This window comes from Sphingomonas sp. QA11 (assembly GCF_028473665.1).
GTDB classification, from domain to species: Bacteria; Pseudomonadota; Alphaproteobacteria; order Sphingomonadales; family Sphingomonadaceae; genus Sphingomonas; species Sphingomonas phytovorans.
This window is the reverse complement of sequence record NZ_CP098774.1, coordinates 1,432,358-1,451,253: the sequence shown is the minus strand read 5'-3', so window position 1 is coordinate 1,451,253 and position 18,896 is coordinate 1,432,358. Positions and strand designations below refer to the sequence as shown.

Annotated in this window: 15 protein-coding genes, 1 pseudogene and 1 other annotated feature; of the genes and pseudogenes, 8 read left to right on the top strand and 8 right to left on the bottom strand. The window is 62.4% G+C overall.

All coding sequences use genetic code 11. The features are described 5' to 3' along the window. Positions 1-2: 2 nt before the first annotated feature. The 5 genes from NDN01_RS06610 (at position 3) to NDN01_RS06590 (ending at position 4,962) form a co-directional block, all read left to right on the top strand. The gene (locus NDN01_RS06610) at positions 3-1,220 is read left to right on the top strand and encodes an MFS transporter (protein ID WP_272626574.1); all 1,218 of its coding nucleotides are present in this window, start codon (positions 3-5) and stop codon (positions 1,218-1,220) included. A 4-nt stretch (positions 1,221-1,224) separates the two neighbouring features. After that, positions 1,225-1,680 carry a GlcG/HbpS family heme-binding protein gene (locus tag NDN01_RS06605; protein WP_272626573.1) on the top strand — a complete coding sequence of 152 codons (456 nt, stop codon included), beginning with the start codon at positions 1,225-1,227 and terminating at the stop codon, positions 1,678-1,680. A gap of 12 nt (positions 1,681-1,692) precedes the next feature. Beyond that, on the top strand, positions 1,693-2,634 hold the full coding sequence (locus NDN01_RS06600) for a fumarylacetoacetate hydrolase family protein (RefSeq protein ID WP_272626572.1): 942 nt from the start codon (positions 1,693-1,695) through the stop codon (positions 2,632-2,634). Next, positions 2,634-3,287 (top strand): c-type cytochrome, encoded by a 654-nt coding sequence (locus tag NDN01_RS06595; protein WP_272626571.1) that lies wholly within the window; start codon positions 2,634-2,636, stop codon positions 3,285-3,287. Before NDN01_RS06600 ends, NDN01_RS06595 begins: the two co-directional genes overlap by 1 nt. 475 nt (positions 3,288-3,762) lie before the next feature. Beyond that, complete coding sequence (locus NDN01_RS06590) at positions 3,763-4,962, top strand: IS256 family transposase (RefSeq protein ID WP_272626570.1); 1,200 nt, start codon at positions 3,763-3,765, stop codon at positions 4,960-4,962. A 404-nt stretch (positions 4,963-5,366) separates the two neighbouring features. Here the strand turns inward: NDN01_RS06590 and NDN01_RS06585 are convergent, their stop codons facing one another. The 3 genes from NDN01_RS06585 to NDN01_RS06575 are packed head-to-tail and all read right to left on the bottom strand — an operon-like array spanning position 5,367 to position 9,608. After that, positions 5,367-7,673 (bottom strand): hypothetical protein, encoded by a 2,307-nt coding sequence (locus NDN01_RS06585; RefSeq protein ID WP_272626569.1) that lies wholly within the window; start codon positions 7,671-7,673, stop codon positions 5,367-5,369. Positions 7,674-7,683: 10 nt separating this feature from the next. Further along, positions 7,684-8,655, bottom strand: a complete 972-nt coding sequence (locus NDN01_RS06580) for a hypothetical protein (protein ID WP_272626568.1) — start codon at positions 8,653-8,655, stop codon at positions 7,684-7,686. Next, positions 8,655-9,608, bottom strand: a complete 954-nt coding sequence (locus NDN01_RS06575) for a hypothetical protein (RefSeq protein ID WP_272626567.1) — start codon at positions 9,606-9,608, stop codon at positions 8,655-8,657. The genes NDN01_RS06580 and NDN01_RS06575 overlap by 1 nt, the downstream gene beginning before the upstream one ends. Before the next feature lie 211 nt (positions 9,609-9,819). Here NDN01_RS06575 and NDN01_RS06570 point away from each other — a divergent pair. Next, a protein-coding gene (locus NDN01_RS06570; protein WP_272624721.1) for an IS3 family transposase occupies positions 9,820-11,048 on the top strand; the annotation gives its coding sequence in 2 pieces (ribosomal slippage) (positions 9,820-10,108 and positions 10,108-11,048; 1,230 coding nt in all). Beyond that, positions 10,101-10,217 (top strand) — a sequence feature (AL1L pseudoknot). Its footprint overlaps the gene before it by 117 nt. Before the next feature lie 36 nt (positions 11,049-11,084). On the opposite strand, the gene NDN01_RS06565 is transcribed toward NDN01_RS06570, so the two are convergent. Then, positions 11,085-11,870 (bottom strand): hypothetical protein, encoded by a 786-nt coding sequence (locus NDN01_RS06565; protein WP_272626566.1) that lies wholly within the window; start codon positions 11,868-11,870, stop codon positions 11,085-11,087. Between the two features lie 161 nt (positions 11,871-12,031). Here NDN01_RS06565 and NDN01_RS06560 point away from each other — a divergent pair, with 161 nt between their 5' ends. Then, positions 12,032-12,190: a hypothetical protein gene (locus NDN01_RS06560; protein ID WP_272626565.1), complete on the top strand. Its 159-nt coding sequence runs from the start codon at positions 12,032-12,034 to the stop codon at positions 12,188-12,190. 41 nt (positions 12,191-12,231) lie between these two features. On the opposite strand, the pseudogene tnpA reads toward NDN01_RS06560, so the two are convergent. The 4 genes and pseudogenes from tnpA to NDN01_RS06540 all read right to left on the bottom strand — a co-directional run bounded on the left by tnpA (position 12,232) and on the right by NDN01_RS06540 (position 17,978). Continuing rightward, positions 12,232-12,649 (bottom strand): annotated as a pseudogene (gene tnpA, locus NDN01_RS06555) (IS200/IS605 family transposase). Between the two features lie 105 nt (positions 12,650-12,754). Beyond that, positions 12,755-14,446, bottom strand: a complete 1,692-nt coding sequence (locus NDN01_RS06550) for a serine hydrolase (protein ID WP_272626564.1) — start codon at positions 14,444-14,446, stop codon at positions 12,755-12,757. After that, entirely contained in the window at positions 14,447-15,715 is a 1,269-nt protein-coding gene (locus NDN01_RS06545) for an amidohydrolase family protein (RefSeq protein WP_272626563.1), read from the bottom strand. A gap of 40 nt (positions 15,716-15,755) precedes the next feature. Beyond that, complete coding sequence (locus NDN01_RS06540) at positions 15,756-17,978, bottom strand: TonB-dependent receptor (RefSeq protein ID WP_272626562.1); 2,223 nt, start codon at positions 17,976-17,978, stop codon at positions 15,756-15,758. Positions 17,979-18,143: 165 nt separating this feature from the next. On the opposite strand from NDN01_RS06540, the gene NDN01_RS06535 reads away from it, so the two are divergent. Further along, on the top strand, positions 18,144-18,734 hold the full coding sequence (locus NDN01_RS06535) for a TetR/AcrR family transcriptional regulator (protein WP_272626561.1): 591 nt from the start codon (positions 18,144-18,146) through the stop codon (positions 18,732-18,734). Positions 18,735-18,896 lie beyond the last annotated feature (162 nt).

Below are 18,896 nucleotides of genomic sequence, written 5' to 3'. Positions count from 1 at the left end.
ACGTGACGGCACCCTGTCCTGCCGACGCGCGCCGAACGGCCCTGGCGCGGCGGGTCATCATCGGATGTGCGATCGTCGCGTTCCTCGATGGCTTCGACACACAGGCGATCGGGCCGGCGATCCCCGCGATCGCGGCCCAGCTCGGGCTCAAGCCCGATGCGATGGGCTCGGTGCTCGGCGCCTCGCAGGTGGGTTTCCTCATCGGCGCCTTCCTGTTCGGCGCGCTGGGCGACCGGTTCGGTCGCAAGCGGATGCTTTTGCTGACGACCGGGCTCTTCGCGGTCGGCACGATGGCGACCGCGCTGTCGGGCTCGCTCGAGATGCTCATCATCAGCCGGATCGCGACCGGCCTCGGCCTTGGCGGGGCCAGCCCCAACTTCATCAGCATGGTGGGCGAGTTCGCGCCTGAGGAACGCCGCGCGCGCGCCGTGACGATGCTCTGGGCAGCGGTGCCGCTTGGCGGGATGGTCGGCGCTTACACGACCGGCCAGATCCTCCCGCATCATGGATGGCATGCGATCTTCGTGATCGGGGCACTTGCCCCCCTTCCGATCCTGGTCTGGATCGCCTTTCTTTTCCCCGAATCGCGCGAGGTTGCACCGGCACGGGCAGCTCCCGTCCGGTCGCTCTTCGCCGGCGATATCCGCACAACGACACTCCTTCTCTGGATCACCTCGTTCATGACCTGGTCGACGCTGGTGGTCACCGCTTTGTGGCTCCCGGCGCTGCTGCAGCGCGCCGGCTGGTCCGCGCCGCAGGCCGCGACGATGCTGGCGCTCAACAATGCCGGCGGGATCGTCGGCACGCTGGCGATCGGTATGCTGATCGGCCGCAGCGGCGCGCACCGCGCGCTGATCGCGACCCTTGGTCTTGCCGGATGCCTGATCGGCCTCATGGGCCTTCTGACCGGCACGCCGCTCGCCTTTGCCATTCTCGCGATCGGCGCGGGCTGCGCGGCGTCGGCGGCCGGCGGCACGCTCCTTGCGGTCTCGTCGGGCACCTATGCGCCCGCGGCCCGCTCGACTGGAATCGGCTGGGCGCTCGGGGTTGGCCGCACAGGTACGGTCCTGGGGCCGCTGGCGATTGGGATCATGCTCGGTCTCGGCGCGTCGGTCGCGACCGCCTTCGCAGCAATCGCCCTTGTGGCGCTCATCGGTGTGCTCTTCGCGGTCGGCCTTGCCCGGTCCGCCCGCTCAACCCCCGTCCCGCAGGGAGACTGACATCATGGAATCCGACTCGACCTGCATCGTGCAATATCTGGTCAGCTGCCGCATGGCGCGAACGCTGATCGACGCCGGCATCGCAGAGGCCGACCGGCTGGGCCATACCCTGTCCTTCGCGGTCGTCGATAGCTCGGGCCATCTCGTCGCCTCGGCGCGAATGGACGGAGCGCCGTTCGTGTCGGTCGAGATCGCGCGCGGCAAGGCCTTTGCGAGCGCCGCGACCGGCGGCCAGCCGGGCGACAATCTCGACCAGCGCTATCGCGAGAACCCGATGGTCTGGGGCAATGCCGGCCCGCTTGGCTACGGCGCACCGATGCTCCCTGCCGTGGGCTCGCTGCCGATCAAGCTCGACGGGCGCGTGATCGGCGCGATCGGCGCCAGCGGCGCTCCGTCCGCGGTCGATGTGGCGGTGATCACCGCAACACTCGAGGCCGTGGTCGGCCCGACCGCCAACTGAGGGAACAAGCGCATGCGTCTTCTTGCTTTTCGCGATGCGGACACCGACCGAGCGCTTGGCGTATCGGCCGACGGCATCACCTTTCACGCGGTCACAGCCCTCGCGCCCGACCTCCCCAACCAGATCGAAATAGTGCTCGGGTCAAACGGCGCGCTCGACCGGCTGGCGGCATTGCTCGCAGCCGCCGGCCCCGGCCGCCCCCTGTCCCAGATAACGCTCCTTCCCTTTCTCGGCCGCGCCAATGCGTTCTGGGCGCTCGCGCTCAACTTCAAGACGCATATCGCCGAGACGGGCCTGACGACCTCGCTCGACTATCCGCATCTGTTCCTGCGGACGGCGGCTTCCTATGTCGGGAGTGGCGAGCCGATCGTTGCGCCTCCCGAGCAAGTCGCCCGTGCCTTCGACTATGAGGGCGAGCTGGGCGTGGTGATCGGCAAGCCCGGCCGGCATATCCCGGTCGAGCGAGCGCTCGAGCATGTCGCCGGCTATACGATCGTCAATGAAGGGTCGGTGCGCGAATATCAGATGCACAACCGCCAGTTCGGTCTCGGCAAGAATTTCGAGGCCTCGGGGAGCTATGGCCCCTGGATGGTGACCCGCGACGCGTTCGGCGACCCCACCAGGCACAGTATCGAGACGCGGTTGAACGGTATCGTCCGGCAACGCTCCGGGCTCGACGACCTGCTGGTCGGCGTCGCGCAGACGGTGGCCTATCTGTCGAAAGGCTATCGCCTGCGGCCCGGCGACATGATCGCGATGGGAACCCCGGGCGCGCTCCCGCCCGCAGAGAATGACACCGAAGGTCGCGACCTTTCGCGGCAATATGGTCCGTTCCCGACGCCGGGCCTCGTCCATATGCGGCCCGATGACCGGGTCGAGATCGAAGTGTCAGGGCTTGGCGTGCTGTCGAACCCGTTGATCGCCGATGAACCCGCAAGTTACCGGATCGGGTGATGCCGAACCGTCTGCTCATGCTTACGGCGATTGCGGGTCTGGCGGGGTGCTCGCCGCAATCCGCATCGGACACTGAACGGCTGGGCGGCGATCCGCGGCTCGGCCAGCAGATCGCCCAGACCAGATGTGCTGCCTGCCACGGGTCACCCGGTGTCGACAAGGCGCCGGGCGTGCCGACCTTGAACGAGCAATATCCCGAATATCTGAAAAAGCAGCTAGCGGCGTTCGCAGCGCCGGCCGGTGCCCCCAGTCACCGCGAAAGCGCGGTGATGGCGCCGATCGTGCGCGCTCTTTCCGAGGCGGATCGCTCGAATGTCGCCGCGTGGTACGCCCAGATCTGGCGCAAGCCGTCGAAACCGCGCGATCCGGCCCGCGTAGCGCTCGGCGAGCAGATATTCCTCCACGGGAAACCGGAGGATGATCTCCCGGCGTGCGCGGCCTGTCACCGGATGGATGCCACGGGCATCCGCCCCGACTTCCCCAATCTTGCCTCGCAGGAGCCTGCCTATCTCGAATATGAGCTTCGGAACTGGGAGCGCCTGCGCGGTCACCGCGGCAAGCTGATGTCGCTCATCGCGCCACGCATAAAACCGGAGCTCGCGGGCCCGCTCGCCGACTATCTCGCGATGCGACCGAGCAAGCCGGTCGAATAATCGAGGACGAGGTACCTGAGTATGTCGCACACAAGGCCCGAAGAACATTGCCTGCTGCCCGACATTTCACATGGTTAGTCGCGACGCACCGTAGGCCTACGAGCCAATGAGGCTTCGTCGCCCTAAAGGCGGTAGTTCCGGGCCCGCGCTATCGATCCCGAAAGCCGCCGTTCGACCTGTTGACAGGGAATGACCGACTTTGGGACAAAGCCGCGGTTCCTTGTATTGACGGTGAACGACTGTTTCGGACAGAAGCGGTCGTTTACTCGTTCGTCGTGCAATCGCTCCGAATGAGCAAGCCTGGGCCAATTTCTGACGGCCAGCTATTGACGCGACGTCAAAGAATGCCGACGTCCAGTCGGAACAGGGTAACTGACCGGTCGTGTCCCGGTGAGTGGTGTAGCTGGTGTGGGTGGTCACCGATGATCTTCGGATAAGGTTGGGTTGCGAGCTCAACTTGAACGAGGACACACCGATGACCGACGACACGATGGACCTGCGCGCGCTGGTGGGAAAGAGCCCGGACGCGGATTTCCTGCGAGAGATGATCGGCTTTGCGGCAAAGCGGCTGATGGAACTGGAGGTGGGTGGCCTGACGGGTGCCGCCTACGGCGAGAAGGATGCCGAGCGTGTCGTGCAGCGCAACGGCTATCGCGAGCGCGACTGGGAGACCCGGGCGGGCACGGTCGAGCTGCGCATCCCCAAGCTACGCAAGGGCAGCTACTTTCCGGGCTTCCTCGAGCCACGCCGGCTTGCCGAGAAGGCGCTGACCGCGGTGATCCAGGAAGCCTATATCCAGGGCATCTCGACCCGCTCGGTCGATGATCTGGTGCAGGCCATGGGCGGGGCCGGCATCTCGAAGAGCCAGGTGAGCCGGCTTTGCGAGGAGATCGACGAACGGGTCCACACCTTCCTCGACCGGCCGATCGAGGGCGACTGGCCGTATATCTGGATCGACGCCACCTATCTAAAGGTCCGCCAGGCCGGCCGGATCGTCTCGGTCGCGGTCATCATCGCCGTCGGCGTCAACAGCGACGGCCGGCGCGAGGTGCTCGGCATGGATATCGGCGCATCGGAGGCGGCGACCTTCTGGACCGCGTTCCTGCGCAAGCTCACCCGGCGCGGCCTCAGGGGCGTCAAGCTGGTGATCTCGGATGCGCATGAGGGCATCAAGGCCGCCGTGTCCCAGGTGCTTTGTGCAAGCTGGCAACGCTGCCGGGTGCACTTCATGCGTAACGCGCTCGCTCATGCCGGAAAGGCCCAGCGCCGCGTCGTCTCAGCCTTTGTCGGCACCGCCTTCGCGCAGGACGACGAAGCTGCCGCCAAGGCGCAGTGGCGACAGGTCGCCGATCAACTGCGGCCTCGTGTCCCCAAGCTCACCGCCTTCATGGACGATGCGGAAACCGAGGTGCTGACCTACATGTCCTTCCCCAAGGACCATCGTACCAAGATCCACTCGAACAATCCCATCGAGCGCCTCAATGGCGAGATCAAGCGACGCACCGGTGTCGTCGGCATCTTCCCCAACGAGGCCGCGATCACCCGCCTCGTCGGCGCTATCCTGCTCGAACAAAACGACGAATGGGCCGTCCGGCGTGCCCGCTACATGACGCTGGAAACCGTCGCTCCGTTGAGCGACAATCAAACCATCGGACTGCCCGCCATGGCAGCCTGATCATCCGGCCAAAGCCGGAAGATCGTCGGGCCCGCGCAGACGAAGTTACACCACTCACCGGGACACGACCAACTGACCCTAATCGGCGAGGTTTCTCGCATGGGTGGTCAGCCACGCCGTACAAGTCTGAACACGGTCCGCAACAGATCACTCCAGCCGTAAAGATCGCCATCATTGTTCGTCATGTTCCTGTTCTGCTGATCGCGCTCGCACGGCACCAGCAGGTGCATGTAAGGGATCGGGCCTAATCTGGAGGCCGCAGGCGATATCCCCGCGTGATGAACTTACCAAGCTGGTCGAGCGGTCGGCCCCGAGTCTGCGACGACAGTATCGCCGATCGGCTGCAGCTTACCGGCGACCCGTCGCAGTTGCGGCGCGATCGATCAACCGCCTGCAATGCGGAGTCAGCGACGTTGCGCGGACAATGCGTCCCGAGCGCGATTCAAAATCGTGTCGTACCGGTTTCTGTCGTAAGGCAAAATTCTGGCCGGCAATCGGAAAGCGAGAGCATCGAGATTCTTGCGCCGGTGGCGCCAGCTGATCTGCTCGTCGAATGTAGCCCGGCCGACGCGGCACAGGAACTCAGAAAACTGGCTCGGCGCCTTGTTGTGATCGCAGTACGTGTCCAATTCGGTCCAGATCTGGCGCGAAACCTCACCAAAATCCCCCAAGTGGAAGCGCATGCCCAAGCTTGTTCGCAAGCACCGGCCTAGGACCGAGACGAGAGCGATCTCGATCATCTTGGGATCGTAGTCCGCGTTGAGCGGATGCTCGTGGAGATTGCTCAGCTTGACGCGGATGCGGTCGGCCAGATCCTGGATCTCCGGCAAGAGCTCCTCGAACGTCAGACGCAGATAGTCGGCATTGCCGGCCTGCCACTGATAGAGTGCCATGGTCGCGCGCAGCACGAACCGTTCCATCTCGAAACGTTCGCTCACCGCCTCATGGACGAGGCCGAGCGCCACGGTGTGCTCCTGTTCGACTCCGGCGATTTCGAGCGCCCGGTCGATGAACTGAAATGCCTTGGCCAGGTCGTCGGGGCTTCGCGACGTCAATCGCGTGCAATAGGCTTGGAGGTAGGCGGACTCGCGTCCGTTGCTCTTTTGCGGCGCGAAGTCATTGCGCCCGTGGACCCTGCTCGTCGCCAGTCCCGCCAGGATACTGGCCGATTTCCATTGCCCCTGCTGCGCGAGCACGAAAGCATGACCCACATAGTCGCCATATTGGGTCTCATCCTCCCTGCGCACCGCCTGTCGCATGGCTTCATAGGTCGCATGATCGAACTCACCGCCGGGGATGAACCAGCGTCCAGCCTCGCGCAGAAAGTGCGCCAATGCCGGACGCGCTTGGAAGACGAGCCTCGGCACTTCGCGGTCAGGGACATCATAGCCGCCGTCGTGCGCCGCGACCTCGAGCGCGAGCCGGGCCGCCGCGCTGACATAGAAAACTTTGGTCCAGGCCTCTTCGACCTCGGCCTCCAATTGGTTGCGCAGGCGCTCGACCTCGTCGATCGCCGCCTGATTATGCAGCAACGCCGTGAGGCGCTCGACATTGGCTTTGGGCGCCACTCCGGTATCGGCCACTCTCCGGGTGAATTCCCGCCACCGATTCAGAATGCGTTCGGCTGCCCCGTCGTCTTCAGCGACGACCTGATTCATCATGCCGATGACTTCGTCTGAGAAGCTGATGTGCCCATCGACGGGCCGCAGATTGGGCGTCGATTGATCAATGCGCCCGAGAAGGACCTTAAGCCAGTTTGCCAGAGTCGTGCCTTCCTCGGACCGATCTTCCTCCGTCGGCTGCAGCACCTCGGGTTCGTCGAGAAACGCGCGCGGGTGACGGAGGAACGCCGCCGCGAAGGTGTCGATGCCGCCGACTTCCTCCCACGGTACGCCTTCTGCCGCCTCAAGAAGAAAACTGTCACCAGTGATATAATGGAGGCGTTGACGCACGCCTGCATTGCGTAGGCGGGTGTTGCAGAGTTCGAGGCGCGCCAAGGCCGCTGCGTCGCGCTGGGCGCGCCCGTCCTTCTGCCGGCCGACATGGGCGAACACGCCGAGCCATTTGGCCCGGCCGAGCGCGAAGGCGATGGTGTCGCTCGCGGTCGCCGACATCCGTAGCGCACGCGCCAGCTCCGGACTATGGGTGCGCCCACTAACACGTTCGCTGCTCAAAATTCTGCCCGCGCGCGTCAGCGAATAGATGCGATCCGCCGCCGCAACCACAGGATGGTCAAGCGTGACCGCATGGGTCAGAAGCACCCGGTCTTTGGGCGACAGCTTATCGATGTCGAGCGCATTGAGGCGATCGGCCAGCTGTTGCCCATTGAGGTGACCCTCCTGCGCTGCGAAGAAGGCCGTGCTGTGGCGTTCATAGATCGCCCGGATTTCCTCGTTGATCGGCTCGATCGCAATAAGGGGGCAACCCATGTCAAGGCTCAGTATCGGATAGTCGGCGACCAGGACCGAGATATCGTGCTGGTTTCTTAGGGAATCGAGCTGGAATATGTCGCCCAATCCAATGCGTCGATCGACGCTTCGCACCGCATGGCGATGCGGCTCCAGAAAGAACCCCACCACATTACTGTCGACCGCATAAAACAACCGCCATCCTGCCTCGATCAGCTTCCGATCGCCGTCGCGGGACTGCATCAGATAACGCTGAAGCGCGGCATCCTTGTAGCAATTGGTTAGGGTGTCGGCGTTGGTCATGGATGGATGTTCATATCGCAAAGGCATCTTCGGACTCGAGATATTCCTCCTCCGCGTACGGCCCGAGCAGGTCCATCGCGAAATACCACATTTCTTGTCTCGTGGCGCCGACGGCAAGGACCGGCAAATCCTCCGCAGGGGCCTCCTCAGCCTGTATGGCGGCCTCGGCATCTGCGATGATAACGAACTCCTTGAGCAAATCGGGGAAATCCTCCGACAGCGCCATCAGCCACCAATTGTCTTCTTCGCGCTCGCGCCGGGCGTTCGGAGCGCAGGGATAAGCGAGCAAGTTGGGCTCCGGCATGATCTCGACGAGCGTGGCAATGAGCCGACGGCGCTGGCGGACGCGGCGCTGCTCCTCGGCCGCCACGCGCGATTTCCTGCCGAGTTTTTCCTCGAGCGGCTTGCGGAGGAGGTCGAAATGGTCCGGGAACGCACGCGGCCGCGCCTTGCAGAGCGCCAGCAAGGCTCGGCCGGACAGAGATGACCGGAACAGCCGCGGCTGGTTGATCAAATGTCGGAGACATATAACCGTGTCCTCCGCTTCGAGGTCGGCCAACTGGCCGGCGACCGTAAATGCGAGCTCGTATAGTTTCCGGCCGCTTTCGGTCGGCTGAATGCTGAACGCCTTGTTGGCGATGATCCGGGGCATGCCAGCGGCACGGACGCCTACCCCCAATTCGATCAGATAGGCCGCAATGATCGCGCCGAAGTCGGTGCCGAAGTCGAGGCTTGCGAGCAGCGCGATCAGGCCCTGCCCGAAGGAATGGCGATCCCGCACGCCCAGCGCGCCGGCAATAATTACCAGATCGCTGGCGATATTGCCCTCGCCTTGCTCGATGAAAGGCTCGGCGCCGGGGAAAGCGTAGCGGCCGCGGCGTTCGAACAGATATTCCCGCAGCCCCAAGCCCAGCCACTGCTGAAACCATTCCGCTGGGACGCCGCGCAGCACAGTCAGATCATCGTTGCCAGGTTGGCGCACTATGCCGCCCTCCTTCGCACCCAGACCTCGTCGGCAAGCCGCTTCGGCGCAGCAGTGAATATCTTGGTACGCTGCAACGATCCTAACATCTCGACATATATGGTTTCGTCAGCTTCGAAATGCGATGGCGTCAGCTGATGTGAAACGCGCTCGACCGCACCGTCATAGTCGATGGTGCCGAGAACGAGCTCGCGTAGGTTGGCCGTTTGCCCCCAGGGGCGCGTCGGACCCGGCACCAGGCAGCTGTGCGCCATGAAGTAGCGATGGGTGACCGCGTCGCAAAACAAGGGGCGATAGTGATTGGCCTTCTCGATCGCGCTCCCCGGGATATGCAGCAACACCATCCAGTCGCCGGCATGGTGGTGGCCCAGGCCCAGCACCTCGCAGAAGGCATCGGCCAGGCCGATTCCGTTCGCGGCGCTGTAAAGACGCGCCGCCTTGGCCCCATCCTCGTTGGTGAACCACACTATCGGACTTCCCAGCAAACCATTCAGCGAGAAGCGCCGCTCATCGTCGGTCAGTTCCTCCCAGTCGGCGAGGAACGCATCGGACTCTCGCGGATCCTTACCGAGCGGCAGATCGAGGTCGTTCATTAGCGGGGATTCGGTGTCCACCAGAAAGTGGAGAAACCGCAGCTTCATGACATGGTAGAAGGTTTGGCCGGCGAGCCCTGATAAGTCCGCGTCGGGAAAACCCAGGCCGGAATCGTGGACCTCCCTCCGGACGCCATGTTCGAACGGCGCGAAGCGCAAGTCGTGCAAGGCGCTTTCGAAATTGTCCGAGGAAGCCCCGCCCGGCGCCGCCAACATCTTAGTGTGCGCGCGATTGAAATAGTCGATCAATCCCGCCGTCGTCACGTGCCCGTTACGGACTGCCGAAGCGGAATTGCCGCCCAAGAGTTTCCCATCAACCGTGTCTAGTAGATACGCGCGGACAATAGGACACAGTGCCATTCATTCCCCCTAAAAATGACTAAAGAGCGCTTGGCGTTTCCCCCGGGGAATGAGTGCAACATTACTGCAAGTACCGCAAGCCGATCGAACCGCGACTGCTACGATGGGTATCGCGCTGCTTCGCGATTCCCTTGTACTATGAGCGTCCATTCGCGCGCTGAACCGCTCCGGGTTTGCCGGAGGCTCCAACTCCTGAGAAGGTGGAGCCTGTATGAGCAAGACGACGAACAAGTTTGCACCTGAGGTCCGCGAGCGAGCGGTACGGATGGTGCTGGATCACGAGCACGATCACCCGTCGCGATGGGCAGCGATCATATCCATTGCCGAGAAGATCGGTTGTTCAGGCCACACGCTGCTGGAGTGGGTGAAGAAGGCCGAGGTGAACAGCGGCAAGCGGGCGGGCGTCCCGACCGAGGTTGCCGACAAGGTGAAGGCGCTGGAGCGCGAGGTCCGTGAGCTGCGGCAGGCCAACGAGATTCTGCGCAAGGCGTCGGCATATTTTGCGCAGGCGGAGCTCGACCGCCCGTTCCGGCGATGATCGCTTTCATTGACGATCACCGCGATGCCTATGGGGTCGAGCCGATCTGCCGCGTTCTGCCGATCGCCCCATCCACCTATCACGAGCGCGTCGCGCAGCGACAGGATCCGACACGCCTGTCGGCGCGGGCGCAGCGCGATGTCGCCTTGAAGCCGGAGATCGCGCGCGTATTTGCCGAGAACTTCGCGGTCTACGGCGTACGCAAGGTCTGGCGGCATATGATGCGGGAGGGCTTTCCGATAGCGCGCTGCACCGTGCAACGGCTGATGCGCGAGATGGGCCTGGCAGGGGTGATCCGGGGCAAGCCGGTGCGCACGACCATCAGTGACAAAGCGGCGCCGTGCCCGCTCGATCACGTCAATCGCAGGTTCTACGCGCCAGCGCCGAACATGCTGTGGGTGTCGGACTTTACCTATGTCGCGACCTGGGCGGGGTTCGTCTACGTCGCCTTCGTCATCGATACCTACGCCAGGCGGATCGTCGGCTGGCGGGCCAGCAGGACGGCGCATGCCAGCTTCGTCCTCGATGCCCTGGAGCAGGCGCTTCACGATCGCCGGCCGGCCCATCGGGGCGGCCTCATCCATCACAGCGATCGGGGCTCGCAATACGTGTCCATCAAATACACCGAGCGCCTCGCCGAGGCCGGGATCGAACCCTCGGTCGGCAGCGTCGGTGACAGCTATGACAACGCTTTGGCCGAGACGATCAACGGCCTCTACAAGGCTGAGGTGATCCACAGGCGCGGGCCGTGGCGCAGCTTCGAAGCCGTCGAATACGCCACGCTCGAATGGGTCGACTGGTTCAACCATCGCCGGCTGCTGGAGCCTATCGGCAACATCCCGCCTGCCGAAGCCGAAGATCAATATTATGCTGCCGCAAGCAACCTCGATATGGCAGCGTGACTCACAACCCAAGGCCTCCGGCAGACCCGGCGCGGTTCAGATCACGGTCATCGACATCTCGTTCGACATATCCTCGGACACCCCGAAATCGAACATCTTGGCGATGACGCCAGCATCGACACTCACGGTGATTTTGCGATCGTCGTAGAAGCGCTGATAGTCATCGGTTGAGCAGCCGACCGACAGCGTGACGGATTCACTGCCTCCCTCGGGCGTCGAATTTGTGCTCGTGCACACCCAATAGGCCTCGTTGGCGAGGAAGCGGAACGATCCGTTCCAGTTCCAAGGGGCATCGCCTGTCGCCGATCCATCGAAGAGGATACTGACGTTCTGGATCCCGGGGGATGTTTCCTGACCGACGCTGAAAGTGGGATCGAAGGTAGGTGCGGCAACGGGAAATCCGGGAACGTCGAGGAAGTTCTTTTTCAGCAGCAATGCATAGGTCGGGTTCGCGTCCGGCATGGTGGGGTTGATGAGGAAACAGTCGTTCGGCGGCGTGCTGCCGGGCGGCATCAGATAGCGCTTGTGGATCTGCCAGCATGGACTCCCAAGGGGAGAGAGAGTGACGTATTCCTCGTTAGGAACCCCGTTGGGAATGACGGCGTCTTCGTACCCCGGCAGCGGCGTTACCCACAAAAAATGCCACCCCCCGACTGGTTCAGGTCCTGATGGAATGTATAACCGCTGGGCTGGGGCTGGGGCAAAACCCGTAGGGCCAAAGTAAAACCGAAACGGAGGGAAATCGACGGTTCCCTGGCCAAGGAAGCTGGTGATGGCATTCAACATCGCGGTCGGAATATCGATCGGAGCATTGTCTTGCATTGTTGATTCCTGCTTGGTGGAGGATCGCCACTTGATCGGGTCCGGATGGTAGAGGTCGGTGAACTGAGCAGGTGCGACCCCGCATTGATACCGATTCTGTGCGCCGGCGATAGCTGCCGCGAAAGTTATTGGCTGTTCGATCGTGATGCCGCCGCTGATAGGTGACCGGCACCGTGCTGCATTCGGTGGAAGGATGGCTGAAACTGGTCAGGAACCGACGTTTACTTACCGACCTGCTGGGGCGTCAGCCACGCACCCAAATGTCGTCGTTCATTGACGCAGCGGCGATCCCGAAAGCTGCTGTCTTTTCACATGCATGAACGGACACGTCTGAAAGACTGACCGGCTGACGCCGGTAGGATCATTGGGATTGGCTGAAGCCTTCCTGGTGGGTGTGTTTGTCGAGATGCCGCATGATGAAATCGTCTGTGATGTTACCGGAGATGGTTGAATAGCCTCGCTGCCAGAATCGCTGCCCCCAGTAGCGCTTGCGGATATGCTCGAACTCCTGCTGGATTTTGCGCGACGAGCGTCCCTTGGCGCGGCGCACGAAGTCGCTGACCGAGATGTGCGGTGGGATTTCGACGAACATATGAACGTGGTCGCTCGACAAGGCGCCGTTGATGATCCTCACGCCCATTTCGGCGCAGACTTGCCGGATAATCTCACGGACCCCGCAAGCGAACCTCGCCGCGCAGCACCTTGAACCGATATTTCGGTAGCCAGACAAGATGATAGCGATGATGGAATGTCGTGTGACAACCGGTCCAATAGCCCATAGTCTGTATCCGACTGAAGTCGGAGGAGCTCCTCCTCACAGAGCACTCTAAATAGCGCGACATGACACTAAGGAATATAAATATATCATAATATAGATTACATCTTTATCTTTGAGCATCATTGACGCGCGTCAATAGAATATCTTGATAGTCGTAGCTGAAATCAGCCATGGGAGAGATGGCCCGCATCTTGACACAGTCCACCGAACCATCTTCGTTCAAAGCAAAGGTGACGTAGGCGTTTTCGATCACTGGATTGTCGAAACGCGTACGAAATGTATCTCGCGACCAATGTTCCAGCCGCCCCCGCATGCCGGCATTGCGGGTGAAATCAATCGCCAGCCCCGCGCCCGCCGGTGCGATGACGATCTTGCCATACCAATCGTCCCGATAGATTCCCGCGTAGGCGGCAAGCGGCAGAGAAGCCGCCCCACCAGTAGCGCGGATATTCTGCGCGGCCTCAATCGCCTTGAGCGCCGCCGCCTGCGAACTGGCTCCCTTCGCCTTCCATGCCGCGATCCAATCCGTCGGCGTCCGCGCGGTATAGTGATCCAACAGCATGCCGGCGATCGACATGTGGCAACCCTGCTCCTCGGCATTCGTCAGAATTGCGAAGCCGACACCCAGTTCCGGCACGAGCACCACCCGGGACGCCGCCCCTTCGATCCCGCCGGAATGGGCCAGGAACGGGGTGCCGCCGTGATCCTGCAAACCCCATCCCAAGGCATAAAGGAGAAAATGCGGATCGCCGTCGCGCGCCGGCGGCGTCGCGGAAGCGCTGACGAGGGTGCGCGGGCGCCACATCTGCGATGCGCCCTCCTCGCTCCACAGCCGCTTGCCGTCAGGTGTTTTGCCGCGAGCGAGCTGGACCTGCAACCAACGCGCCATGTCACGCGCGCTGGCGTAGATGCCTCCGGCTGCGTTGGACGGATCCGGAACGGCGGAGCCCGGCACGTTCAGCGGGCTGATGATCTGCATCCGCCCGGTGCCCCGCACCGGCCCATCGATCCGCGCATGGGTGGCCGCGCGATTGGATGTGGTCAGGAGGCTCTGGTCCGGCGCGGAATCCTGCATTTCCATGGGAGACAGGAGCCGCTGCTGAACGAACGTTTCCCAGCTCAGTCCCGATACAGACCGGATCAGCTCCCCCGCCGCGATATAAAGAACATTGTCATAGGCGAAGTTCGCGCGAAAACTTGTCGCGGGCTTCAGATACCGTAACTGCCGCACGACTTCGGCGGCCGTGCGCTTCCCGCCCGGCCAGAAGAGCAGATCGCCCTGCCCCAGACCCAGGCCACTGCGGTGGGTCAAAAGATCCGCCACCGTCATCTGCTGGCTGGCATAGGCATCGTACAGGCGAAAGCCGGGCAAATGATTGCCGACCGGGTCGTCCCAGTCGAGCCGCCCCTCATCCACCAGAAGGGCCAGCGCCGCCGCCGTGAAGGCCTTGCTATTGGAGGCTATGGCAAAGACGGTGCCCGGATCGACCGGTGCCGCCTTGCCCAACCCGCGCACGCCATAGCCACGAAGAATCGGTTCGCTGCCGGGGGAGATCAGCGCGATCGACAGCCCGGGCGTACCAAACGCCCGCATCGCCAAGCCAACCATGCCATCAAGGTCGGGCATACCGGAAACTGGCTGAGCGGCCTTGGCACTGCCTGAAGCCAGCACGGCTTCCGCACCAAGGGCGCCGAATCCCAGCAACGCCTGACGCCGCGTGCTTGTAAACATTGGATTTGAGCGCATGTCGGAGGTTTCCATCTTATGGGATCGGATCAGCGGCGGATCAGCGCCCACTCATGGCGCCTTCGACGAATCATCCCGGATCACCTGACCACCCTTCATGACGAAGGTGACCTTGCCCATCTCCCGCAGGTCCTTGAGCGGATCGTGCGCCACAGCGATGATATCGGCGGCCTTGCCTGGCACGATCGAGCCGATCTCGCTCTCCCTGCCCAAGGCCCGGGCAGCATTGACCGTGGCTGTCTTCAGGGCGTCAGCCGGGGTAAGGCCCGCCTCATTGAGCAAGACGAATTCTTCGGCGACGCGTGCAATAGGGACGACTGGCAGGTCAGAGCCGAACAGGATCGGCACGCCGGCCCGATAAGCCTTGCGGACGCTGCCGGCGACCTGGGAATAATAGCCGCCTTCGACGCCCAATTTCCCTTCCGCCATCTTTGCCGCCATCATCGTCGCCGTGTAGGCAGTGCGACGCGACATCATGCCGGCGATGTTGCGATCGCTGAGCGGGCCATGCTCGATGGTATCGGCTCCCGCATCGATGGCGATTTCGTTGGCGACGTCGGAGCCCGCGGAATGGACAGCTACTTTCCGATTGAGGCGGTGGGCGGTCGTAACGATGGCCTGGATTTCTTCGGGGGTTTCCATCGGCCCGCTTTTCGGATCGGATGTTTGCGCCGCCAGCCGAAGCTTGATGACGTCCGCCCCGCGGCGAACTTCTTCCCGCACCGCCCGCGCACAATCGATCGCCCCCGTGCAGGTACCGTGACTGCGGAACAACGGCTCCAGATCGGCACGCGCTCCGAAAGCGCTCGCATCATAGTCTCCGCCGGATACGCCGAACATCGGTTCATCCGCGATGATGCGCGGACCGGCCACGATCCCGGCATTGATGGCGTTCCTGAGATCATAGGTGACGTTGGCGGGATCACCCAGATTGCGGATAGTAGTGAAACCATTGCGCAAAATGGCTTGCGCGCGCGGTATCGTCGCAAGGACGCGCTGCGCCGGCCGCCCCAGTACCGCCGGCAGCATGTCAGCCGCCGGATTGGGCAAGTCGATGTCCATCGTGATCGACACATGTGTGTGCATGTCGATCAGGCCGGGCATCACCCAGTCGTTAGAAAGATCGATCACCCGCTCGCCATCGACATACCCGTTCTTTATGGCGACGATCCGTCCATCCTTGATGATGATCGACTGGCGATCGCTCACCGGCTGCCCTGGCTCGGCGAGCAAGTGCCCCGCGTGAATGACCGTCTGAGCCTCGACCTGGGACGTGAATGCCAAGGCCAGGGCCGATGCGAGAGCAGGCAGGTGTTTCATGGACATCTCTCGATTGAAGGGACGCGACCGGGAGCCGCGATCAGAAGGTCTGGGCGATCGAGAAACCGAAGGTGCGAGGACGGATCACCGACACCTCGACGATCGGGCCAAGGATAAATCCGTTCGCCTGGCCAATCGTGTTCCCGACATTCTTGAGATAGAAGTTGAGTGACAGACCGCCCTTGCGAACGCCCGCGTGCAGATCGACCACGTCATAAGCCGGCAACTGGAACCGAGGCTGGCCAGCCTCCTCGGCGAAGCTGGATTGTCGATTGCCCACGTATCGTAGATCGGAGCCGGCCGTGGCAGTCCACGCATCCCCCAGCGGGAACTGATATTCAGCACTGACCTGGCCGCTCCAGCGCGGCGTGAACGGCAGCGCGTCGCCTTTCATGCCGACCGTCGGGAGCGGCAGTGACCGACCAAGCGTCGCATCGATGTAGCTGAGATTTCCATCAACGACGAAGCCGCGCGCCGGACGCAGTGAGAAGGAAACCTCCACTCCCTTGCTCGAAGCCTTGCCCGCATTGCTGTAATAACTCGTACCCAGCGGGGATATCTGGAGCAGTTGAACATCTTTCCAGTCGATATAGAACGCCGATGCTTCCAGGCTGAGAAGCCGATGGAACAGGTCGATCTTCAATCCCGCCTCATAATTGGTCAGCGTGTCCGGCTTGTAGCTGTTGGGAACGTCGGTCACGACGATGTTCGGACCCCCCGGCCGATAGCCCGACGCCACGCGCAGATAGACCATCGTATTGTCGCTGAGGTGGAAGCGCGGCGTAACGAGAAACGTCACCGAGGCATCACGAGAAGCAAGGTGCGTCGTGCTCGGCGGCCCGATCAGGAACCCCTGCGTGCCCTGGTCCGCCGACTGGCGGTTTCGGCTGTAACGCAGGCCAGCCATGAGATCGAACCGGGAACTGAAGCGATAGGTGGCATCACCGAATACGGCAATCTCGCTGTATGTCGACGGAACCGAAACCTTGAGCGCGGCCGGCAAGCTGACGGGTAGCGGACCACCGGTCGCCGCCATGAAAAGCGGCAGTTCCTGAGTTACCATCGAGCTTTCGTGCGTATAGAACAGCCCGACCTGCCAGGCGAAGCGCTGGCCGGAAGGCGAGCTCAGGCGCAATTCCTGCGTGACCTTGTTCAAACCCGACTGGCCCTGGATCGCCGCCCCGAGCCCGGGCAGCCCGAGCGCCTCGCTCAGCATCGGTCCGTAGAGCGGCGTGGCGTCGGTGTTGATCCGCGACGTCAGCTTTCCATAGCTTGTCGCCGATACAAGGTCCGCCGCGCCCAGATGACCTTCGATGCGGACATCGTAGAGATTATAGGTCGCCCGAGTGGCGCCCGTGCCCGGCGCACGCACCTGACGCAGATCACCGTACAGGAGCTTGCCGGTGGCGAGATCAAAGTCCTCTGTCGGCGTGCCGCGCCCGCTCTGATGTTGGATGAGAGCCGATGCGCGAACGGTCCAGTCCTCGTTCACGCGCCAGCCCAGCGACGCCCGGCCACCGGTGAAGCGGGCGCCGTTTACATTGCGCGCATCGCGAGCCGCATCATCAATGAAGCCTGGATCCCAGCGATTGAAGCCACTGACCCGCAAGCCAAGATTGCCGCCGAGCGGTATATTCGCGGCCACCCGCACACCATAGCCTGTCCCGCCGCCGTCGATCTGATTTCCGTCGACCTGAATGCGACCGCTGAACTGTTCGTAATTCGGCGCCTGGGTCACGAATTTAACGAGCCCGCCCATGCTGCCCGCCCCGTAGAGCGTCCCCTGCGGACCGCGCAGCACTTCAATCCGGGTAAGGTCGGAAGGGTCGAGGTCCGGCGCGAATATCGCGCCACCGCCAAGGTTGGTGCTAGAGCCAAACGGAGCGTCATCGATGTAGAAGCCCACCGTGGGGTTTCCGCCGCCGCCGGTGGTCACGCCACGGATGGAAATCTGATTCAGCCCGCCGCTGGCCGACGCATTGTTGATGTTCAGGCCGGGTGATTTCGCCGCGTAATCCTCAAACCCGTTCGCCCCACGGCCTACCAGCGCTTCGGCGTTGATCGCGGTGACTGATGCCGGCACGTCCATCAGGCGCTCGGTGCGCTTGTTGGCGGTAACGACAATGTCCTGCTCCGGCACTCCTTCCTGCGCGGCAGGACCTTCAGTGACCGGGCCTGGCGCGGGCGCCTCCGACGCGCCAGCCAGGGCCTGAGCCTGAGCCTGAGCCTGAGCCTGAGCCTCGGCGCCAAATGATGCAGCCAAAGCCAACGAACAAGTGGCCATCAGGGCCACGCGGCGAGCTGGATTCATACAGTCCCCCTCCTCAGGATCGATTTCTTATTTTTTAGAGTAAGGACTCTACTATTTATCGCTGGCTCCTGCTGTCAAGCGGTTTTAGAGTATCGAACCTATTTTTTAGGAGATGATATGACCGGTCCCACCAAGAAGGCTGCGGCGCGTCGCTCGGAGATTCTGGCGGCGGCCGGCATCTGCTTTTCCGAAAAGGGCATCAAAGAGGCAAAGATAGACGACATATGCGGCAAGCTTAATATCAGCCCCGGCCATCTATATTATTATTTCAAAAGCAAATCCGAGATACTCGACGCCCTGATTGACGCACATACTGCAAGAATAGAGCAGAGGGGTGAAGAATTATTAAACCGCCCTGATGCCCTGGATCACTTCCTGCACGATGATTTCGTTTCCATTCAACTGGAGTCTGACGACAACGAATCATATATTTGGGAAATTTATACCCGAATGCGCGGGGATTCCCACATGGCGAAAAAGGGGCGCCGCCACTGGCAGGTCAGTAGCGATGCGCTCCGAAAGATCGTGCTGTCGGCGAAACACCATGGGCGCCTTCGCCCCGATGCAGATGTGGATACCGTGCTCACGCTTCTCAGCATGATGGTGCTCACTGCCCAATTCGCCGAGATGGCCGACCCGGATTACGACCTGACGCGCTACCAAGCGGCGCTGCGCCTCGCACTGAAGCCCTTCACCGCCGAGCCATAACTGTTATCGTCGCGATCGGCTTGCCGCGCATCCGGATCATCTACTCCACCTCGCCAGGCGGACGTCGATGAGGAAAGGATACTGCCACTCGAGCGGTACGAAAGCGGTCAGTCAGCGCTCCTCCCGTTTCGAAAGACCAAACTTGCAAGGTCGCACGATTTG

Coding starts and splice junctions, on each gene's coding strand:
- NDN01_RS06605 (WP_272626573.1), top strand. CDS start 1,225: ATGGAATCCGACTCGACCTGCATCGTGCAATATCTGGTCAGCTGCCGC.
- NDN01_RS06600 (WP_272626572.1), top strand. CDS start 1,693: ATGCGTCTTCTTGCTTTTCGCGATGCGGACACCGACCGAGCGCTTGGC.
- NDN01_RS06595 (WP_272626571.1), top strand. CDS start 2,634: ATGCCGAACCGTCTGCTCATGCTTACGGCGATTGCGGGTCTGGCGGGG.
- NDN01_RS06590 (WP_272626570.1), top strand. CDS start 3,763: ATGACCGACGACACGATGGACCTGCGCGCGCTGGTGGGAAAGAGCCCG.
- NDN01_RS06585 (WP_272626569.1), bottom strand. CDS start 7,673: ATGACCAACGCCGACACCCTAACCAATTGCTACAAGGATGCCGCGCTT.
- NDN01_RS06575 (WP_272626567.1), bottom strand. CDS start 9,608: ATGGCACTGTGTCCTATTGTCCGCGCGTATCTACTAGACACGGTTGAT.
- NDN01_RS06565 (WP_272626566.1), bottom strand. CDS start 11,870: ATGCAAGACAATGCTCCGATCGATATTCCGACCGCGATGTTGAATGCC.
- NDN01_RS06545 (WP_272626563.1), bottom strand. CDS start 15,715: ATGAAACACCTGCCTGCTCTCGCATCGGCCCTGGCCTTGGCATTCACG.
- NDN01_RS06535 (WP_272626561.1), top strand. CDS start 18,144: ATGACCGGTCCCACCAAGAAGGCTGCGGCGCGTCGCTCGGAGATTCTG.